Raw genomic sequence first — 20,604 nt, forward strand, 5'->3', positions numbered from 1 at the left:
TCGGCTCCTTGCGGGGCCGGCGGCCGGATGGATCGGCGGCGGGCTCGTCGAGGGCGGCGCGCTCGTGTTGCGGCCCTGCGACATGTGGCATGTCGACATCGGAGGTTGGCGAAGCAGGACCCCTGTGCCGTGGCCCGGTCTCCGTGCTCCCCGCCGGGCGGCCTTGGCCTCTTTGAAGCGCCGCGCGAGTTCTTCGTTGCTCGTTGGGAGGTCGTAGACCGTGCTGCGGCTGCCTGGGTGCTGACCAGCCTTGGCGACCGGCAGACCGGAGGTGACCAGCCGCAGCAGTTCTTCCTACGCCCTACCCGTGGTCCAGGGGGCCGTCACCCGGTCTCCGGCCGGTTGCCGAAGACCTTGGAGGCGCGGGCCATGAGTCGGCCCATGGCAACGAATCCGGCTGCCTCGCAGTCGGCGATGGCTGCGTTCAGGTCTTCGGTGGTCCACCCCCCGGTGCGGCGGTTCCGGCGGAGTTCCACGGCCTGCCCGGTGATTGCGCCCGCGAGGAACAGGGCGCGATCCCTCTCGTCTCCTTGGGCGGTGGGGTACAGGACATCGACCAAGCCGACGGCGCTGCCAGCGTGTTCGAGCAGACCGAGGACCATCAGGCCGGCGAGGACGTGAGCGGTGCCGATCAGGAGCTGACTGCCTGCGGCGTCAGCCTCGGGTATGGAGACGACGTCGGGGGCCTGGGTGCCGAAGAGGGTGTAGGGGTCGAAGGCGCGGTCGTCGCCCGGTGGTGCGGTGGGTACTTGGTCACTGGTTGGGGTGTCCATGGTTGTCCTGGTTGTTCAGGGTGTGGTGCAGGGTGGTGGCGATCTGGTGTGCTGCGGCGGCGGCTGGGGTGGGCCACCGCAGTGCCGATTCGGTCTGGGTGCGGTACTGCTGCCGGGCGACGGCCTCTTGGGCACGGGCCAGGCGGCGACGTGCGTGTCGGTACCACTGGGTGAAGGCGATGATGGTCGCCAGGTCGGCGGCCAGGAGCAGCCACATCACGCCGCGCCGCTTCGCACGGAGGCCAGCCGGTACACGGTGATGCCATGCCCCTTGGTGCGGGGGGAGGTCGAGGGGACCTTGCGGCCTGTGTTGATCAGCACTCCGCGTTGGTGACTCAGTGCATTGAACGTCGGCGCGATCAGCCAGTGCAGGTGGGGCTCCAGCAGGTCGCGCAGCGTGTTGGCGGAGACTTCCCCAGCGGGGTCTTGGCGGGCCGCCGCCAGCGTCACTGCCTTGACGCGGTCGACGTCCCAGGGGTTGGCGGAAGCCAGCAGGTCAGCGAGTGTGGCGTCTCGGACGGTGGCCGCGGCCCGTTCGGCCTCAGCGCCACTGAGTCTGGGTGTGGTATCAGAGACCCGGCCGAGGGGAGGACGGGAGGCGGCGCGGGGACGACGGCGGGGCGGGGTGCAGGGGTCTTCACCGCCGTCCAGCCGCAGTTGCCGCGGCTGGACGGTTTCGGTGTCGGTCATGCCACTGCCTGGTCGGGCTGTGCCCGGGACGCACGCTGGCGGCGGCGCCGGAGCAAGCGCCGTTCGTCCGGTTCCAGTCCGCCCCAGACCCCATGCTGCTGTCCGGTGACCAGAGCGAAATCGAGGCATGCGTCCGTCACGGGGCAGCGCTCGCAGACCGCCTTGGCTTGTCTGAGCAGCAGCGTCTTGCCCGTGTTGTCCAGGCGGCCGTCGGGGAGGAAGAACAGCTCAGGGTCACTGTGGAGGCACGCGGCGTGCGTCCTCCAGTCGTCCTCGGCGGCTCCGGACTGGATGCCAAGTTCCGGGACGCGGACAGAGTTGTCGGCGGGCCACAGGGACGGCCACTTGCTGTGTGGGTGGTGGGGGGCCAGTGTCACGATGCTGCTCCTCGGTGCCTGCGGCGGCCGGTGGTGGCTGCCGTGCGTGCGGTGGTGGGCGGCATGTTGAGGTCGTCGATGAGCTGTTGTAGTGCCTGAGCGATGGTCGGTCCGGTGGGTTGTCCGGTGTCGGCGGGGTAGCCGTCCACCTTGGCGCGTTGAGCTTCGCCGAGTAGGTGCGTCAAGGCGGCTACGTCGGTGGCCTTCTTCGGCGCGGTGTCGCGTATGCGCTCGGCCACCTGCTCCGGTGTCTCCCCAAGTCGTTCCTCGGAGGCCGGGCGGGAAGTGGGAGCGGAGACCACAGGCGGGATGGGAGACTGGCCTCGTCGCACGCCCTGCTCAGCCGCTACTTGCGCTGCCGCGGTGGCCTTGTCTGCCTCTGCTTGCGTTCGCCGTTCGGCGTATGAGCGTTCCCGTTCGAGCAGCGCCTCGATACGCTCATCGATCATCTGGCCGATGGTCCAGTCGCCGCCGCCCGGGACCGGGCAGTCCATCAGGTCAGCGGCCTCGGCCTCGGCGCGTGCGCCGCGTAGCCACCCGACGGAGTTGTTGAAGCCCGTGCGCAGCCGGGCGACGAACTCCTCGACGGGGGAAGGTTCAGTGTCGTGCAGGTCGGTGGATGCCCACAGGTCCAGCGCAACACCGAACCGCATGCTGGCGTTACGGATGCCGTCGCCGATGATCTCCTTGACTGCTGTAGTGGTCATGTCCTTGCCGGTGGCGTCGCCGTAACCCAGGCGCGTCACCCCGCAGATGGTGACCTTCATCCACATGCCACCGCGCGCGTCGAGCTTGGGCAGCCCGTTCTCGTCGTACGCCAGCGGCTCCCAGTTCCACGTGGGGTCGACGTCCAACAGCCGGTCCGTGGCTTCAGCGTGCCCCACGTAGTCCAGGTGCACGTGCGCGTTGCTGATCTTCTGCTTGCACGCACTGCACCACGCCCGTTCGTGCCGGTCGCACACCTTGTACGTCGCCCTTCGGCAGTCAGGGCAGTTGAGCTGTGGGCGCTTACCGATCGCCGAGGCCGGGAACGGCTCACGCAGCTTCTCCAGGCCGGAGAGTTGCTGGGGGGTGACCTGCTGCGTGTGGCCGGTGCGTGGGTCGGTCAGCTCGGCGGCCTGCGTGATGGCGGCCAGTTCCTCGCTGCTCAGAAGTTCCCGGAGGCGGGCGGCGAGCTGTTCCGGGGCGTGCTTGGTCGAGCCGCTGGCGTTACGCGTGCCAGCAGCCTTAGGGGCTGCCATATGCGGTTTACTCCTTGGGGCTGATCAGCCCGGGGCGGGGCCGGCGTCGGCTGCGGCCACGCTCGCCCCGGGCCAGCGCGCTAGGTGCGCGATGGGGCGGGGTATTGGTGCTCCAGCCACGCGACGGCTACCTGGGCGGGTGATGGCTTCCACCCGAGGTCGTCCGCGTGTTCGTTCACGTAGTCGGCGACCTGGGCTTGACGGGTGGCGGAGAGCCTGATGCTGGTGGTGCCCTTCGGGTCGGCGGACCCGGCAGGGGCCTTGGGCTGCTTGGTGGGCTTGAACTGGCCGGCGAGCAGCGCGGTGAAACCAGCGTCCACGATGCCCGCGACGGTCTGGCCGCGCTCGCTGGCGTCCCGCTGGGCCGCCTGCATGGTGGACTTGCGGATCCACAGCGAGAGGACAGCGTCTCCGCCTGGGCCGTCCTCCTCGTAGGTGACCGGGGGGAGGACCTGCCGGACCGCTTCTGCAAGTTGCGCTTCGCCGACCTCGTTGAGCTTGTCCGCAGCGCGGACGAGCAGCGCTCGCAGTTTCGGATTCCTCTTCTGGCGGGCCACGCGGGTGGGTCCTCTCGGCGGGCGCCCACCCCGTGGACGCGCCGAGGGCGGACGCGAGCGGCTCGTGTCCACGCCACGTTCCTCCATTCCTATTGCACGTGCAACCGAACGCATGTCCGATCACCAGGCGGAGCGGTGATCCGATGCGGCGATCATACCTCCACCCCTCTTGCAGTAGCAATAGGAATCAGGAGGCGTTGCGATCCGCCCCAAGACGCAGAAAGGGCACCACCCGACTTGGGATGGCGCCCTGCACAGGGGCGATTGTAGGCACACTTTTCGGCAAACGTAAACCTCTCCCGGAGGAAGCGGCGCCCCCAACTCCCTCTCGCCCCAGGCAGTTCGACGTCATCGACCGCCCCTCCGCAACGGCGCCTGCGCCAGATGCAGCTCGGGTCAGTCCGGCACAGCGCTGTGGGGCGTGGTCACGCTTCCTCCGTGGCGGCGAATGTCGAAGACGATGGCGGTTCCGCCCTCTCAGGGCCGCTCAGACAAGCAGCCGCGTATAAGGGAAATTACACGAAGCTACTACCGGGTAACCTCGTAGGGTGGGCGCCCTGACACCGCGTCGGCGGCCGGGGCGGAGCTGTACTCGGGTCGGACACACCTGTTCATCCCAGGTCACCACCGGTGGTCGGAAATCCACCGGCGGCTGAGCCGCTAGCGGGTGACCGCCCCCATAAGAAGATCAAGTTGAAGAAGACCAGAGAGGAAGAACACCCCCCCTTCCCCCTGGCAAGCCCCTCCGAGACAGCCCGCTGCGGGTAGAGCGGACCCCGGTGGCCAGCACCAGCCCTGCACTGGAGGGCTCCTTCCCCGAAGTCGGCGTCGCGGGCTCGCCGGCGGCCGGCCTCAGGCCGAGCGAGTGCGCCGCCGGTGCAAGTCGGCGGGGTGCATCTCCTCGCGCCGGGCCTTCCCCGCGGCGGCGTACCGGACTGCCCACGCATCACCCGACGCATGCAGTACCCTCCCCCAGGCGCCCGTCGGCCGCCATCCGTCCGTCAGCGCAGGAAAGGGGACCAAGGTGGGGGCTTGGGGGCCAGGTCCGTTCGACAACGACGAGGCCGCCGAATTCGCCGTCGCGCTCGACCGGGCGCCCGCCCAGGACCGCGCCGCGCTCGTGCGCCACGCCCTGACCCGGGTCATCCACACCCCGGACCGCATCCGCGAGGACACCTCGGTCGTCGCAGTCGCCGCCGCCGCCCTGGTCGCCGCACAGCGGCCGGACGCCCCGCCCGTCAGCGCCCTCCACGCTCCCGCACAGCCGATCCCAAGGCTCCCCGACGACCTTACCGATCTTGCCGTCCGCGCCCTCGACGCGGTACTCGCCGCACACGCCGACACCGCGGCGCAGTACGGGGAAACGGAGCTGGGGGCGCAGTGGCGAGAGCAGACCGCCGCCTTGTACAGCGTGCTGCTGGACTGACCCCGGACATGAAGATGGCCCCGTCATGCACGACCAAATGATGACGGGACCACCAAGCTACATTCTGCCTCATCCGCAGCGGTGATCTACGACAACCAGCGACGAGCGCGCGCCGGATAGGCCACTTCGCGCACATTTGCCGCAAAGATGGCCATCGGCCAGCAACGCGTCGGCCCCCAAGCACCGGAGCACCCGGTGCCGGGGGCCAACGTCGTTCCCCGAGCGCGGCCCGGGGGTACCGTTCTGGTGTCGAGTCAGAACGGGAGTTGATTATGCCCGAATCACCGGAAGAACACATCGGCGCGCGGATCGCGTCCTACCGCAAGCTGGCTGGATACACGCAACGCGAACTCGCCGAAGCGGCCTTCATCTCACTGGGTTGGGTCCGGAAGGTCGAACGAGGAGAGCGCGTACCCAGCCACGGCTTCCTCACCGCAGCAGCACGTACGCTCCACGTGTCCGTAGAGGAGCTGACCGGCCAGCCGTACCGGGGCGAATCACGTTCAGACCAGAGGGTTCACGCACCTATCCCCGGTATCCGTGCCGCAGTACGCCACTACGACCTGCCGGCCGACTGGTATCCACAGCCGAAGCCGCTGCGGGACCTGGAGAGGGACGTGCGGACGGCCGGGGACTACCGGGCAGCGGCCCGGTACTCGCGGCTGGGCCAGATGCTGCCCAAGCTGCTGGAAGAACTCACGGCCGCAGTGCATCTGTCCGCAGAGCAGGAGCGGCGCCGCGCTGCGGGGCTCCTGGCCTCGGCCTACTACATGGCGCACAGCCTGACGATGAGGCTCGGGTACCCGGACCTGATCGGGCAGCTGGAGGATCGGATGCAGTGGGCAGCCGATCTCTCGGGCGACCCGCTGATGCGGGCTCTGGCCGGCTGGACGCGTTCCTACTCGTTCGACGCCTTCGGTGACTACTCGGGGGGCTTGAAGGTACTCGCATCCGCCCGGGAGGAACTGGAGTCCGACGATTCGGTCCGGAACGTCGATCAGGTCGTCATGGTCGGCAGTCTGCATCTCCGCGAGTCCTCTCTCGCCGCGTTCGCCGAGGACGCGGATGCAACGGCACACCACCTGGAGAAGGCCACCTACTGGGCGAAGAAGATGCCACGCGGTACGGACGAACTGCATTACCACATGACGTTCGGGCCGTCGAACGTCGGCGTCCACGAAGTCGCTGCCGCAGTGGAACTGAAACGGCCTGATGAGGCTGTCCGAGTCGCCAAGAAGCTCAACTTCCCCGCAGACATGGCACGCACGCGCCAAGGGCACCACTACGTCGCCGTCGCCCGTGCTTACCTATCTCTCGACAACAAAGACAAAGCACTCAAGTACCTGCAAGATGCCCGCAGGGTGGCCCCAGAGCAGACCAAGTACCACCCGATCGCGCGAGAGACAGCCCGGGTACTCACCCACAAGTACCGCCGGACCACGGAGGAACTGCGCTCGATCAGCTCCTGGCTTGGCGTGAAGTCCTAGACGAGTCAAGCGGTTTGCAAGACCGGAAGTACCCCAGCCCGGGGTACTTCCGGTCTTTTCATGGCGGCAATCTGTGAGCGTAGCCACACGGATCGCATGGAGCCGACCATGACGAACGAGCACAGCGCCACGCCCGGCGACAAGGGCGTCTCACCGACCAGAACCACACCTCCTTCCCCTTCCCCCCGCGCCGAGCGCCCCTCCGAACTGCCGATGGGCATCTTCCGTCGTGGTGGCGTGCGGTGAGCCCCGAAAAGCCGTCCTGGCTTCGTATGGGCAAGCCGGTAATCGATGCCGCGACCGGCCGTGAGGGCACGGTGAGCGGTATCGGGGAGCCCTGGATGACCAACAGGCCGCCGGACGTGGTCTACGTGCGCCCGGTGGGCGGCGGGATCGAGTGGCGCGTCCCCATCGACCGGGTCCGGCCTGGCCCGGTGCCGTCACATCCGGCGGGAGGCGGCCGGTGAGCACCGTCTTACCTCAGCGTCTGACCCGGGCAACCTCCGGCGTCCACGGCCGACCGAGCGTCGCGGCGGGGGCTCCCGACGAAGCGTTGCTGCGGCGGGTGCTGGCGGGCCTGCGTGCCTGGGACCGGCCCGAGCAGCCCGTGCCCGCCACCGCCGAGGACCGTACCGCCGCGGTGTCCATCCTCGCGCCGCCCCGGCCTTCGGGCCGGGCACGCCGCGGGCGGCCGTACCTGTTGGCGGGACGCGGGCGCCACCGCAAGGGAGGCCGGCCGTGAAGTTCCGCTGGCATGCCTCCGGCCGGTACACCGGGCTCCTGGTGATCCTCACGCTCCTGGCTCTGGTCGTCCTCATTGTGGCCCTGGCCGTCGCGGGTGCCCCGCCGTCTGCGCGCCCCGCGTTTCCCTGACGCCCACACCACCCGGCAGCCGTCACCCCCTCCCTTTACGACGAAGAAGAGATGACACCGACCAAGCGACCTCTCGTCGTCCCCTACATCGCGCCCTGGAGCGGCGAGCGCACCGCCGCCCACCTGCTGGTGCACGACGCCCGAGGCACGGGCATCGTCTACGCCGACGAGCACCCTTTCGACCGTGACTCCCATGGAGTGCTCTACAAGCGCACCTTGCACCGGCCGGGCGTCGGTGACCCGTTGCTCGGGGACGTGCACGGCCCCCGGCAGCGCCGCGCGATGCGCAAGCTGCTGTGCCAGGTGTGCGGCCGGGCGGCGGACCGGGACGCGCGCGGCTGGCTGTGGCTGCTGCGCGCCGACCCCCGGACGCCGGAGTGGCCGGAGGGCGAGATGACCACACACCCGCCGCTGTGCCGGCGGTGCGCCCGCATCTCGGTGCGGCAGTGCCCGCACCTGAACGACCAGGCGGTCGCCGCACGCGTCGGCCGGCCCGAGATCGACCACGTGCTGGCCGTCCGCTACCGCAAAGGCGGCACCGCGCCCGAGCCTGCCGGGCACGCGGACGTCGTGCCGATCGCCGATCCGGCCATCCGCTGGTACCTGGCCACCCAGCTCGTCGCCACCTTGACCGGCTGCACCGTCGTGGACCTGAAGACCGAACTGGGCGACCGATCGTCGGCGGTGTGAGCGGCGCGCCGATGGTGCCGCTCACACCGCCATCCCCCCGGGGGGCCTCACGACGACAGCGCACCCCAGGACCCCTGCCATTCGCAGCCACCTGCTGCTCGCCGTAACCAACCACCCCACCGACAAGGACACCTCATGAAATCCGTGGTGACGTTCGCGACCTTCAATCTTGAGCAGAACGGATTCGGCTGCCGTGAGCGCCGGGAGCAGGCGTACGCGCTGATCAACAAGGTCCGTCCCGACGTGCTGTTCCGGCAGGAGATGCCCGGTGCGGACGCCGACTACCACCAGCACGTGCGGGAGGCCGAGCAGGCCCTGGCCATGGTCGGCTACCTGGGAGAGGGAAGCCGCACCGCGCTGTTCGTGCGCCCTGGGCTGTTCGACGTGCTCAAGGGATGGCCGAGCCCGCAGCCGGTGACGATGTCGGCGCCGACGGCACTGACTGTCCAGCTACGCGCGGCCGGCCCCGCCTCCACGCCGCTGATCCTGGTCGCCGACCACCTCAGCTACAGCACGCCGACGCTGCGCCTGATCGGAGCCGGGGAGCTGACGCGGTTCAACGACAAGTGGGTGGTGCTGCCGGACGGGACACGTCGCCGGGGACTGGCCGTCGCCGGTCTGGACGCCAACTCCTACCCGAGCGGGGAATTCCTGACCGCTGAGCCGCGGCTGCCCAGGGTGGAAGAGATCCAGGACCGGCCGCACCGCGCCCACCGCACCGTCCTGGCCGCCGACGGCCGGCGCGTGATGGACCAGGCGCCGCACGACTTCCTGGTCACCGCCGGGCTGGACGATGTCGCCCGCGTGTGCGCGGCACACTCCCCGGGCGCCGTCGCCGCGACGATGGGACCGAGCATCACCCACGGGCCGGCGACCCGGGTGGACTGGGTGATGGCCTCCCGGCACCTGCGGGACGCCTGGGTCGGCGGTGAGGTGATCGACGCCTCTACCGTCTCCGACCACAACATCTTCGTGGGCCGGGCCGATCTCCAGATCCTCGTGGACATCCTGTCCGGTCCCCTGCCGGAGTTCGGATGATGCCCGGCGTCTCGAACGGCCTGCCCCGGCGCAGAGTTCCCCATGCGCTTTTCGGCCCACGCCTGTCTCGTCCGCAAGGCAGTGCCCCGGCCCGCATCCGCTTCGGGGTATGGAACCTTCACGGTCAAGGGGACCCGGGCTGCCTGAAGCGGGCGGTGGACAGTGACGCCGATGTGTTCGTGCTGCATGACGTGCCGAACTGGCCTCAGGAGGACCTGGACTGCCTGGCCCGCTCCGGCTACCGGCTGGAACGTGCGGTGATGACGGACCGGCCCGGTTACCACACGCTGCTGCTGTGCCGCCCGCCGTGGTACACGCGCGGCGTGTGGAACCTGGCCGGCCGCCACTTCCACCCGGGGCTGGTGCGCATGCGCCTGATCCACCTGCCCCCGGATCCGGGCCAGGACCTGTACGGGATCTCGGGCCTGCGCCCGGCCGAGGAGGGCGCCGAAGTGCTGCTGATGGCCCTCCACATGTCGGAGCGCGGCCGGCGTCTGATGCGTCGGGCGACCGCCGCGCCGGGCCTGGCCGGTGGAGAGCTGGTGGCCGCGGTCGAGCAGCTGAGCGTGCAGGCCGAGGCCGAGCACGGCCCGGACTGGGCCCGCTGGCCCGAGCCCCCGCACACCCGGCCCGCCGGCCAGCCGGTGGACCCCACGTTCGGCCTGCACGACCCCGCCGCCCCGCGCGTGCTGATCCTGTCCCACTGCACCACCGACGACGACACCGGTCCCGAGACCGCAGACCAGGTAGTGATCAGCGGCGCCGCCAGCAGCACCGTGCACTGCCCGCCCGCTCCCACATCCGCCGACGATCAGATGTGCCTGGTGGACCTGGAGATACCGCGATGACGAGCACCCGTATGCCCACGACAACCGCCGTCCCCGACCACGACTTCCGTGCGCTGATGAGCAAACGTGCCGCCGGGTGGTCCCGCCGCAAGCCGCCGTCCGCGTTCAGATACGGCTTCCCGTTTCACGCCGTCCCCCAGGTGCTCGCTCACTTCACAGCCAAGCAGCACTCCGAACCCTGGCTCGCCGGACGCCTGGTGCGCTCCCTGGCCGCAGACATCGCCCGCTGGCAGGGCGTCTGGTCTCTGCACCAGCCCAGCGGCCTGTACCGCCTGGACGACCGCGGCCCCGGTTCCCTGTGCCACGCCCTGCTGATTGATCCCGCCGGCGTCATCCTCGCCTACACGACATCCCACTCCGACGCCGCCTGCCGCCGCACCGGCATCCCCGCACCGCCCGCCGGCCAGCCGTGGCTGGCCAGCACCACCGAGCGCATCCCCCCGGACGGGGCGGTCAACGTCTGGCGCCACATCCTGCGCGTCAGCACCAGCGCGCCCATCGCGGTCAGCGGGGCCGCCTACAACGGATACAAGGACTGCCGCACCCACGACCCGGGGACCCATCCGCTGCCGCAGACCATGCCCAACTGGTACCTCGCCGCCCAGGCCAGCGCCACCCGCCTCGCCCCGCTCATACCCCACTCCCCGGGTCAGACGTACCGCATCCACGACGGCACCGGCCTGGCCTGGCTCATCCGCATCCCGACCCACCCCGGTCGCAAACCCACCGCGCTGCGCGTGCAGATGTCACCGGCCGACGAGCCGAAGATCATCCCTCTTGCCCCGCGCGCCGCAGCACAAGCCATGACCGACCCGCAGGTGAGCCTTCAGGACGCAGACCGCTGACCGACTCCCCCTCTTCCCGCCCCGCCGGGCGGCGCCCGCCCGCCCGGCCTTCCCTCTTCCGCCTCTTCTGCCCCGCCCCCTCCGGGAGGCCGGCAACTCACAACTGGACGGACGGTGTACCGATGACCTGGCGTGACCGCGCCCGTGACCTGGCTGCCACGCTGGAAAAGACCGGCGACCTGCACGACCACCGCTGGCGTGCCGCTGTCGAGGAAGTCCCCCGGCACGAGTTCGTGCCCGCCTTCTACCTGCCCGGGGACGACGACCCCGGCGTCTGGCACCGCGTCGGGGTCGACCACGACGGCTACCTGGACGCGGTCTACACCGACCAGACCCTGGTCACCTACCTGGACCCGCACACCGCGGCGAACGCCGGCACCGGCCTGGCCGGCGTGCCCAGTTCCTCCAGCACCCGTCCGGGCCTGGTGGTCCGCATGCTCGAAACCCTCGGCGTCGAGGCGCATCACGCCGTGCTGGACATCGGCACGGCCACCGGGTACCAGGCAGCGCTGATCGCCCACCGGCTCAACGCCTCCGGCCGGCTCACCACCGCCGACATCGACCCGTTGTTCACCACCCACGCCCAAGCCGCTCTCCAGCTACTCGGTTACACCCCCGAGGTGGTCACCTGCGACGCCACCACCTACCTGTGGTCAGAGATGTTCGACCGGATCATCAGCGGCTGTGCCCTGCCCCGCATCACGGACACGCTGCGGGCCGCACTGCGGCCGGGCGGCCGGCTGATCGCCCCCTTGATGCCGCCGCTCGGCTGCGCGCTGGTCGTGCTCACTGCCGAGGACCACGGCGTCCTGGAAGGCCGCTTCCTGCCCGGGCAGGTCGCGGTCATGCCCGCCCGCCAGCACCCCGCCAGCTACCCCGCACCCGCCGCCGGGCCCGGTGTGACGGCCGCCACGATCACCGGGACCAGCACCGTGCCCGTCGAGGCGTTCGACGACCCGTGCTTCCTGTTCCTGCTGGCCGGCCACCTGCCCGGTGTCGATCTCCAGACCGGCGACGGGGATACCGTGCCCGTCCGGCGGCTGGTGATGCCCGACGGCTCCTGGGCCGAAGGCCGCTTCGCGCCCCACCAGCCGGTCCTGTGGCGCGAGGTCGGCGACCACCGCATCCGCCGCACCCTCAACCGCTGCTGGACCTGGTACCTGCAACACGACCGCCCGGCCTTCGACCGCTTCGGCCTGACCATCACCTCCACCGGCACCCACCGCCTATGGTTCGACAGCCCCAACCACGTCCTCACCTCCTTCTGAACGCCTCGAACGGTCGGCGTGGTATCAGACGGAGCAGGCCAGGACCCCTCGTCAGGGTTGATTTCCGGCCGAACTCGGGCGCGCCGCAGCGGAAACACTCATAGTCGCCTCGAAGGCGAGACGCCCTGGCTAGCGTCGTGCCCACCGCCCCCCAAGTTCAAGTTCCGTCGCCAGACGGACAGTTCCCCGACGAAGCACGAAGGAAGACCCGCTCGATGACTGATGTGACCTCTGACCACGAGCATGCTGCGCGACTGCGCGACGCGGTCGTGGACGAGCTTGTCGACCGCGGCGAGATCGTTTCAAAGGACGTCGAAGCCGTGATGCGCAAGGTCGCGCGGCACGCGTTCACCCCTGAGGCGAGCCTGGAGGACGCGTACCACACCTACAACGCAGTGGTCACCAAGAGGAACGAGCATGGCAGGGCTGTCAGCTCGGTGTCCGCCCCGCAGATCCAGGCGTTCATGCTGGAGCAGGCCGAGGTCCGACCGGGCATGCGGGTGCTGGAGATCGGCTCCGGCGGCCTGAACGCGGCCTACCTGGCCGAGCTGGTCGGGAACACCGGCGAGGTCACCACCGTCGACATCGACCCGGAGGTGACGGAGCGTGCCGCGCGCCTGCTGGCGCAGGCCGGCTACCCGGACGTGCGCGTGCTGCTCGCCGATGCCACCGAGGGCGTTGCGGCTCACGCCCCCTACGACGTGATCATGGTGACGGTCGGGTCGTGGGACATTCCGCCCGCATGGATCGAGCAGCTCACTGCAACCGGGCGCCTGGTCGTGCCGCTGAGGATCCGTGGTCTGGTGCGCTCGGTCGCCTTCCAGCGCCAGGGCAATCGACTAGTCAGCACCTCGGCGCGGATCTGCGGGTTCGTGTCCATGCAAGGTGCCGGAGCGCACGAGGCCGATCTGCTGCTGGTCAACGGCACTGAGGAGATCGTCCTGCGGTTCGATGACGGTCTGCCTGCTGATCCGGGCCAGTTGAACAACGCGGTGCGAAGCCCACGTGTCGAGATCTCGACCGGGGTCCTGGTCCGGCGGATGGAGCCGGTGGACACGCTCCAGCTGTACATGGCCACCGTCCTGCCCGGCTTTTGCACCATGTCCGTGGACGCGGGCCTGGACACCGGGCTGGTCGCTCCGCGCAACAAGGGCTTTTCGATGGCCTGCGTCGAGGGGGCGAACTTCGCCTACATCACCACGCGTATCGCGGAGGATGATGCCTTCGCGGAATTCGTGGTCCATGCCTTCGGTCCGGGCGGTCCCACGCTGGCCGAAGCGATCGCCGACCATGTGCGCACATGGGACAGGGAACACCGCGGCGGCCCGGGCCCGCGCATCACCCTTTACCCGGCCGGCACCCCCGATGACCAGATCCCTGAACTTCCCGGCGGACGGGTGATCGACAAGACCCACTGCCGGGTCACGCTCTCCTGGTCCCCGACCGCGACCGCCGCCGAGGACCGGGCAACCCAGCACCACACCACCGAGTAAAGAGAGAGGTCACCATGCCCGACGTCCTGCTGCCGGACAACACCCGCTTAGCCGACGACCCGGCCGACGACGACTTCACGCTGGATGTCCGAATCGTCGTGGCCACCGGGCCCATGGCCGGCTACGCGGACTGCCCGACCGACGACGGCTGCGGCAACACCTGCGCCAACGGCGCCAGTGCGTGCGACTCCTACATCGGCGACCCGGCCTGACGGATCGGCGATGGTCCGGGGTGCCGGGTACCTCCCGGCGCCCCGCCACCCTCCTGTCACCGCTGCGGAGGCGACCTGTGACATCAGACGTCAGCTACCAGTGGCTTCCCTGTGCACTCCTGCGCGCCACCACAGCACCCGGCACACTGGACCTGCCACGCGACCTCGACCTCGCCAGCGACACAACGGCGGCCCGGGAATGGCTGGCCACGGTTTGGCAACGCCAAGAGGTTCGCGACACCCTCGCCGTGGCCAGTCCTGCGCTGTGCCGACGCATCAGCGAGGTACTGGCGGGGGAACGCTGCCAGCCGCGGCAGGTGCGCCGAGCCGCGATCTCCATGGCCAGCTACCTCCTGCGCTGGCAGCAGCGCCCCACACCATTCGGTCTTTTCGCGGGGGTCGCCGCGGTGCGCATCACCGACGCCGCGAAGGCGGCCTGGCGCGGTACGCACCGCACCGTCGCACGTGCTGACGCGTGTTGGCTCGCCGGCATCATCGAGCGCCTGAACGGCTGTCCCCCGCTTGTAGACCGTCTGACCGTAGTCGCCAGCAACGCCGGACAGGTCCGCGGAGACCGCTACGTGGTACCGGGCCTGCCGGGCGAGCAGCCGCAAGAGCTGGCCCCCGTCGAGGTCTCGGTGCGTCACACCCGGCCGGTGGCTGCCGCACTCGACGCCGCACGGATGCCCATCCGGTACGGGGAGTTGCGCGCGCTGCTGGCACAGCAGTTCCCCGCCGCGCCCGTCGGCCGGATCGACGCGATGCTGGGCGGCCTGGTCGCGCGGGACATCCTGATCTCCAGCCTACGGGCCCCGATGACCCGGCTGGACGCCCTCGGGCACGTATGTGATCTGCTCGAAGCGGCCGAGGCCCACACCATCCCTGACATCACCGACCTCGTCACCGAGTTGTACGCCCTACGGCACGAACTCTCCCGCTCGGTCGTGATCGACGCGAGGCCCGCGCGGTCGGACCTGGCCGACCGGATGCAGGCACTCAGCGACGTGGCCTCCGTGCCGCTGGTGATCGACACCGGCTTGGACTGTGACGTCGAGATACCCGAGCACGTGGCCGTGGAGGCCCAGGAAGCCGTCAACGTCCTGCACCGCGTCTCCGCCCACCCATCCGGCTCTCCGGCGTGGCGGGACTACCACGCCCGGTACCGCACGCGGTACGGCCCGGACGCGGTCGTGCCCGTACTGGACCTGGTGGCCGACAGCGGGCTGGGCCTGCCGGCCGGATACCTGGGCTCCGCCTACAAGACCGCGGCCCGGCAGATGACCGAGCGCGACGAGAAACTCCTGGCGCTGGTCCAGCAGACCATCCTCGACGGCGCGCCCGAGATCATCCTGACCGAGTCCCTGATCACTGAGCTGTCCGACGCCGACACGCCAACCAGGTGCGCACCCTACGCCGAGGTGGCGGTCGAGGTTCACGCCGCCTCGCCGGAGGACCTGGCGCGCGGAGCGTTCCGGCTGCTGGTCACCGGCACCCCGAGACCCGCCAGCAGCATGGCCGGACGCTTCGCCCACCTGCTGCCCGCCCAGACCCGAGCCCAGCTGGCCGACGCCTACCGGGCCGCAGCACCCGGAGCCCTGGCGGCGCAGCTGTCGTTCGTACCGCGCAAGCGGCGCAACGAGAACGTCGCCCGCACCGAGCGGCTGCTCCCGCAGGTGATCTCCCTGTCCGAACACCCCATGCCCGACCAGAGCGTAATCCCCCTGTCGGACCTCGCCGTCACCGCGGACACCCGCCACCTGTTCCTGGTGCGGCTCTCCACCGGCATGCGCATCGAGCCGCGAGTCGCGCACGCTCTGGAAGCCGGCGTGCACACCCCGCCGCTCGCCCGGTTCCTCGGCGAGATCAGCACCGCCCGGTGCGCGGTGTACAGGTACTTCGACTTCGGAGCCGCCGCCCGTCTGCCCTACCTTCCCCGGGTGCGCCACAAACGCACCATCCTGGCGCCCGCAAGGTGGCTGCTGACCGGACCTGACCTGCCGGGACCCGGTGCCCCGGGGCACGCCTGGGACGCCGCCTTCGAGGCGTGGCGGACCAGGCGGCGCGTACCCGACCTGGTCACCCTGGCCGAACACGACCAGCGATTACGCATGGACCTGACCCACCCGGTGCACCGCCTCGTGCTGCGAACCCGCCTGAACGCCACCGGCCACCTCGAACTGCGCGAAGCCGCCACCGCGCGCGACCTCGCCTGGCTCGGCCGCGCCCACGAACTCCTCCTCCCCCTGGCCCTGGCCAACCCCACGCCCGCCCGCATCCCGGAACGCACCCTGGTGCCCACGGTCACTGCCGACGCCGGACACCTGCCCGGGCACTCCACCGTCCTGGCCGCCCACCTACACGCGCACCCGGACCGCTACGACGAAATCCTCACCGGCCACCTGCCCAGCCTCATCGACAGCCTCCAGGGCACACCGCTGTGGTGGTTCAACCGGCAGCGCACCACACCCCGACCGGACGCCGACCAGCACCTCGCCTTGTACCTGCGGCTGCCGGAACCGGACGACTACAGCCGCACCGCTGAACAACTCCACGCCTGGACACGGCAACTGCGCCGGCAACGGCTGGTCGCCCAGCTCACGCTCGCCACCTACCAGCCCCCGACAGGACAGTACGGCCACGGCCCGGCGCTGGAAGCCGCGTACGAGGTGTTCGCGGCCGACTCCGCCGCGGCCCTCGCCCAGATCCGCATGACGACCCGGGGCGGAACCGACCCCCTGGCCCTCAGCGCGGCCAGCATGGTCGATCTGGCCGCCCGCCTCGCGCCATCCGCCGCCGACGGCCTCACCTGGCTCACCGAGCAACTCCCGCACGAGCCGGGACGGCTGGACCGGTCACTGCGTGAGCAAACGCTCGACATCGCCGACCCCTACGGACGCAGGACAACCCTGCGTGCCCGGCCCTGCGGTGACGAGGTAGCGGCGGCCTGGCAGGCGCGTGCCGCCACGCTGGCCGCCTACCGAGAGCACCTGGCCGGCCAACGCCAACCCTTCACGGTCCTTCGTCCGCTGCTCCGCCTTCACCAAACACGCACGCTCGGCCCCGACCCCACTCTCCGGCGGATCACCGCCCGCCTCGCACGAGCCTGCGCACTGCGCTACACCGCCGGGACGACCCAATGACCACACCCGTGAGCCTGAGCACAGCCGAACACCTCGCCCGGTACCTGGCGCTCCCCGAACCGGCGAGCCTGGATAAGCCCGGAGAGGCGCAGTCCCTCGCCCGAGGCCCGGCGGGCATCGCTCTGCTCCACATCGAACGCGCCCACACCGGCGACGGCACCTGGCAACAGGCGCACGCCTGGATCACCCGTGCGGTAGCCGGACCGATCAGCGCCGCCGAGAACACCGGCCTGTACCTCGGCGCGCCAGCCGTCGCCTACATGCTGCACACCGCCGCCATCGGCTCCACCACCCGCTACCGCGGCGCACTTCAGGACGTCGACAAGCACGTCACCGCCGCCGCCCACCAGCACACCGATGCGGCCATGGCCCGTCTGGGCGGCGGTCAACTCCCCACTTTCCGCGAGTACGACATCTTCTCGGGTCTGACGGGGACCGGCGCGCTGATCTTGCACCGTGCCCCGGGAAGCAGCGCCCTGGGACGCATCCTGGACTACCTCGTCGCGCTCATCAGACCGGTGACCATCGACGGCCAGGAGCTGCCCGGCTGGTGGGCCTGCCACGACCCACGCTTGCGCACCTCCGCCCGCTACCCCGATGGGCACGGCAACTTCGGCGCCGCGCACGGCATCACCGGACCGCTGCTCCTGCTGAGCCAGGCCGCACGGCGCGGGATCACCGTCGACGGCCACCACGAGGCCATCGGCACTATCCTAGCCTGGCTCGATACCTGGCGGCAGGACGGCGACGCCGGCCCGTGGTGGCCGGAGCACATCACCCTGGGCGAACTGCGCACCGGCCGCGCCCGGCAGGCCGGACCGGCGCGGCCGAGCTGGTGCTACGGCACCCCAGGTATCGCCCGCGCCGGGCAGCTCGCCGCGTTCGCCACCGGCGACCGGCGCCGCCAGCAGCTCTACGAGGACGCGCTCCACCAGTGCCTCGCCGACCCGGTACAGATGGGCCGCCTCACCGACGCCGGCCTGTGCCACGGATGGGCGGGCGTCTACCAGACCGTATGGCGCGCAGCCCGCGACGCCACCACCCCCGCACTCGCCACCCACCTGCCGCGCCTGGCCGAAGCCCTCGTCGAACACGCCGGATCCGGCGGCGAAGACGAGCCAGGTTTCCTCAACGGCGCCGCAGGAACCGCTCTCGCGCTGACCACCGCCGCGCGTGACGCCGCACCGATCTCCGGATGGGACGCATGCCTGCTGATCAACTGAGCCCCGCCGGCACCCCTGCCGCCGGTCCCGACGCCGTACCGCAGGACGGTGACTGGTGGCAGCTGTACCTCCACTTCACCGACTGGGCCGAAGCCGAGAACGTCGCGGCCAGCCACCTCGCGCCGCTCCTGCACCAGGCCGAGGCGGACAACACCGTGACCGGCTGGTGGTACATCCGCAAACACCCCTGCTGGCGGGTGCGCGTGCGCATCCGCGCCCAGGAGCACAGCGTCAAAGCCCGCGTGTCTGCGGTCCTGGACGGCCTCACCGCCGCAGGACACCTGGACCGCTGGTGGACCGGCATCTACGAACCCGAAACCGCCGCGTTCGGCAACACCATCGGCATGAGCCTGGCCCACGCCCTGTTCCACGCGGACAGTCGCGCCATCCTCGACCTCCACCACCGCGGCGAGACCGCGCTCGGCCGACGCGAGCTGTCCATCCTGCTGTGCACCACCATGATGCGCGCCGCCGCCCTGGAGTGGTACGAGCAAGGCGACGTGTGGCACCACGTCGCCCAGGAACGCCCGCTTCCCGCCGACGTACCGCCCGACCGGCTCCAGGCACTCACCGCTGACCTGCGGCAGATCATGGCCGCCGACACCGCCCCGGATGGCCCGCTGCTCGGGCCCGACGGCCCTGTGGCGTTCGCCGCCGACTGGGCGGACGCCTTCCGCCGGACCGGCCGGGACCTGGCAGCAACCGCTCGCAACGGATCCCTTGACCGCGGCTTGCGTCAGGTCCTCGCCTACCACGTGATCTTCCACTGGAACCGCCTCGGACTCCCGGCACGCACCCAGAGCATCCTCTCGTGGGCCGCCCGCGCATACATCCTCGGCCCTGCCGCCCAGCCCGCACGCTCCGCCATCCCCCACCAAACCCGGCCCCAAAGCCCGGCACCGACCTCCGCAGACCGCATCGCACGCCGGTTCCCGCTGGTCTACCGCCCCCACCTCACCTGCCCCGACCTGCCAACCCGGGTCGCCCAGGTCCGCCGGCACGCGGACGCCGGCCAGCACCAGCCGGACCCCGAAGCCGCGATCGACCGCGCCTGCGCGGCCTGGAACCTCGCTGCGCTGATCGCTGCGGACTGCGGCATGCCCGGCCTGGCCGCAGACCTGTGCACGCGGCAGTTCCGCGTCTTCCACGCCGCGTGGCCGGTGGCCGGCCGCACGGCCATCGCCTCACTCCAGCCACTTGCCAACCTCGCCCGCCTCACCCACCGGGCCGGCGACCCCGAAGGCGCCTTCCAGACGCTGCACGCTCTCGACCACGCCGTGCACCACGGCGGGAGCACCGTCATCCACGGCATACCGATCTCCTTCGACCGCTTCACCGCCACCGGCACGGACAGGAAAGAGGTCTCCGCCTGGCTTCGCACGCTCCTCCTGGACGACGGCACACGCTTCCTGGCCGCAGCCGGCCAGTGGACCAGAGCAGCAGCACACGCCGCCATGCACGACGACCACGCCGAACGCCTCCACGAAGCCCGGCAGACACAGGTCATCACCCAACTCCAACAGGGGCGAGCCGACTCGGCGCTCGAAACCCTCAAGACCGCGACGCGCACCGAACCCTGGGAGCAGGCGGTCGCAGCCTGCCTGCGGACCTACCACGACGCGCTGAACCACCACCTCACCACCGACGGCGCCGCCGCGACCCTTAACGCAATCCAGCAGGCACACCGGTCCCTCGCACCCAGCGGCATGCTCTTCAGCATCCGGCTCGCCCTCATCGCGGCCGACCTCACCGCCGAACACGCCCCGCAACAGGCACAGACCTTACGCACCAACCTCATCCAAGCCGCCGCAGACTCCCAAGACGCCTACGCCGCCCGGGAAGTGCTCCACCACCCCAACGTCAGCAAGCAAGCCGACCCGGCGACCACCCAAGCGCTCAGGACACTCCTCGACAACGCCGGCCTCGAACAAGGACACATGCCTACACCGTTGCTCACCGACCTGATGGCATCGCTCGACACCGCTGAGCCCGCCCTCACCCGGGCCCTCAGCGCTAGAACAAGCGAGTAGCAATGAGGTTCGGCACCCGGGCCTGGAACGCGAAAACCCCTCCCGACTTCGGCCGGACGGGGCACTGTTACAACCGGTTCCGCTTGAGGGACCAGAAGATCACGCCAGCCGACTCGGGCGCCCCTACCGTAGTGCGGGTGTACTCCAGTACCTCGTGGAAGAGGTCCTGCCGAGTGGTACCGGGCCGCTGGACCGTGATGATCCCTTGTCGCCCCCTGAGTAGCGTTTGGTCCCCCTGCACCCACATCAGGGTGACCACCCAGTGATACTCGTCATGCTTCATCGCACCTCCCGTGCCTCACCGTAGCGGAGCGCCCCGAGTTGAGAGCCCGCCTCACTGGCTATGACGGCGTCCGGCAGCTGCGGCGAAGCAGCAACCACGTAGGGCAGTCA

General features: G+C 70.3%; 20 protein-coding genes. 14 read left to right on the plus strand and 6 right to left on the minus strand.

What is annotated here, in order from left to right:
• Positions 1-323 precede the first annotated feature (323 nt).
• The 6 genes from SCATT_RS02350 to SCATT_RS02375 all read right to left on the minus strand — a co-directional run bounded on the left by SCATT_RS02350 (position 324) and on the right by SCATT_RS02375 (position 3,638).
• Positions 324-773: a hypothetical protein gene (locus tag SCATT_RS02350; protein ID WP_014141290.1), complete on the minus strand. Its 450-nt coding sequence runs from the start codon at positions 771-773 to the stop codon at positions 324-326.
• On the minus strand, positions 754-990 hold the full coding sequence (locus SCATT_RS02355; protein WP_014141291.1) for a hypothetical protein: 237 nt from the start codon (positions 988-990) through the stop codon (positions 754-756). Before SCATT_RS02355 ends, SCATT_RS02350 begins: the two co-directional genes overlap by 20 nt.
• Positions 990-1,463, minus strand: a complete 474-nt coding sequence (locus SCATT_RS02360) for a hypothetical protein (RefSeq protein WP_014141292.1) — start codon at positions 1,461-1,463, stop codon at positions 990-992. The genes SCATT_RS02355 and SCATT_RS02360 overlap by 1 nt, the downstream gene beginning before the upstream one ends.
• A complete protein-coding gene (locus SCATT_RS02365) occupies positions 1,460-1,756 on the minus strand; it encodes a WhiB family transcriptional regulator (RefSeq protein WP_041825001.1) in 297 nt (98 codons plus the stop codon). The genes SCATT_RS02360 and SCATT_RS02365 overlap by 4 nt, the downstream gene beginning before the upstream one ends.
• Before the next feature lie 80 nt (positions 1,757-1,836).
• Entirely contained in the window at positions 1,837-3,081 is a 1,245-nt protein-coding gene (locus SCATT_RS02370; protein WP_014141294.1) for a hypothetical protein, read from the minus strand.
• Between the two features lie 80 nt (positions 3,082-3,161).
• Complete coding sequence (locus SCATT_RS02375; protein ID WP_014141295.1) at positions 3,162-3,638, minus strand: hypothetical protein; 477 nt, start codon at positions 3,636-3,638, stop codon at positions 3,162-3,164.
• Positions 3,639-4,662: 1,024 nt separating this feature from the next.
• On the opposite strand from SCATT_RS02375, the gene SCATT_RS02380 reads away from it, so the two are divergent.
• From SCATT_RS02380 to SCATT_RS38870, 14 genes are all read left to right on the plus strand, one after another.
• On the plus strand, positions 4,663-5,064 hold the full coding sequence (locus tag SCATT_RS02380; protein WP_014141296.1) for a DUF4259 domain-containing protein: 402 nt from the start codon (positions 4,663-4,665) through the stop codon (positions 5,062-5,064).
• Positions 5,065-5,336: 272 nt separating this feature from the next.
• Entirely contained in the window at positions 5,337-6,551 is a 1,215-nt protein-coding gene (locus SCATT_RS02385; protein WP_014141297.1) for a helix-turn-helix domain-containing protein, read from the plus strand.
• Positions 6,552-6,659: 108 nt separating this feature from the next.
• A complete protein-coding gene (locus tag SCATT_RS38430) occupies positions 6,660-6,797 on the plus strand; it encodes a hypothetical protein (RefSeq protein WP_157894802.1) in 138 nt (45 codons plus the stop codon).
• Between the two features lie 95 nt (positions 6,798-6,892).
• Positions 6,893-7,018 carry a hypothetical protein gene (locus SCATT_RS40245; protein WP_014627355.1) on the plus strand — a complete coding sequence of 42 codons (126 nt, stop codon included), beginning with the start codon at positions 6,893-6,895 and terminating at the stop codon, positions 7,016-7,018.
• Between the two features lie 457 nt (positions 7,019-7,475).
• Positions 7,476-8,114 carry a hypothetical protein gene (locus SCATT_RS02400; RefSeq protein ID WP_014141301.1) on the plus strand — a complete coding sequence of 213 codons (639 nt, stop codon included), beginning with the start codon at positions 7,476-7,478 and terminating at the stop codon, positions 8,112-8,114.
• Between the two features lie 135 nt (positions 8,115-8,249).
• The gene (locus tag SCATT_RS02405) at positions 8,250-9,152 is read left to right on the plus strand and encodes an endonuclease/exonuclease/phosphatase family protein (protein ID WP_014141302.1); all 903 of its coding nucleotides are present in this window, start codon (positions 8,250-8,252) and stop codon (positions 9,150-9,152) included.
• Between the two features lie 191 nt (positions 9,153-9,343).
• Complete coding sequence (locus SCATT_RS02410) at positions 9,344-10,000, plus strand: hypothetical protein (RefSeq protein ID WP_231905024.1); 657 nt, start codon at positions 9,344-9,346, stop codon at positions 9,998-10,000.
• An 11-nt stretch (positions 10,001-10,011) separates the two neighbouring features.
• Positions 10,012-10,845 carry a hypothetical protein gene (locus SCATT_RS40250; RefSeq protein WP_014627357.1) on the plus strand — a complete coding sequence of 278 codons (834 nt, stop codon included), beginning with the start codon at positions 10,012-10,014 and terminating at the stop codon, positions 10,843-10,845.
• Positions 10,846-10,967: 122 nt separating this feature from the next.
• Positions 10,968-12,113 (plus strand): methyltransferase domain-containing protein, encoded by a 1,146-nt coding sequence (locus SCATT_RS02420; protein WP_014141305.1) that lies wholly within the window; start codon positions 10,968-10,970, stop codon positions 12,111-12,113.
• Positions 12,114-12,328: 215 nt separating this feature from the next.
• Positions 12,329-13,606 (plus strand): methyltransferase, FxLD system, encoded by a 1,278-nt coding sequence (fxlM, locus tag SCATT_RS02425; RefSeq protein ID WP_014141306.1) that lies wholly within the window; start codon positions 12,329-12,331, stop codon positions 13,604-13,606.
• 14 nt (positions 13,607-13,620) lie between these two features.
• Entirely contained in the window at positions 13,621-13,818 is a 198-nt protein-coding gene (locus tag SCATT_RS02430) for an FxLD family lanthipeptide (RefSeq protein WP_014141307.1), read from the plus strand.
• Between the two features lie 77 nt (positions 13,819-13,895).
• Positions 13,896-16,958 (plus strand): lantibiotic dehydratase, encoded by a 3,063-nt coding sequence (locus tag SCATT_RS02435; protein WP_014141308.1) that lies wholly within the window; start codon positions 13,896-13,898, stop codon positions 16,956-16,958.
• Entirely contained in the window at positions 16,955-18,181 is a 1,227-nt protein-coding gene (locus SCATT_RS02440; protein ID WP_014141309.1) for a lanthionine synthetase C family protein, read from the plus strand. The genes SCATT_RS02435 and SCATT_RS02440 overlap by 4 nt, the downstream gene beginning before the upstream one ends.
• Positions 18,163-20,211, plus strand: a complete 2,049-nt coding sequence (locus tag SCATT_RS38870) for a thiopeptide-type bacteriocin biosynthesis protein (RefSeq protein WP_014141310.1) — start codon at positions 18,163-18,165, stop codon at positions 20,209-20,211. Before SCATT_RS02440 ends, SCATT_RS38870 begins: the two co-directional genes overlap by 19 nt.
• Positions 20,212-20,604 lie beyond the last annotated feature (393 nt).

Source organism: Streptantibioticus cattleyicolor NRRL 8057 = DSM 46488 (assembly GCF_000240165.1).
In the GTDB taxonomy this organism is placed as follows: domain Bacteria; phylum Actinomycetota; class Actinomycetes; order Streptomycetales; family Streptomycetaceae; genus Streptantibioticus; species Streptantibioticus cattleyicolor.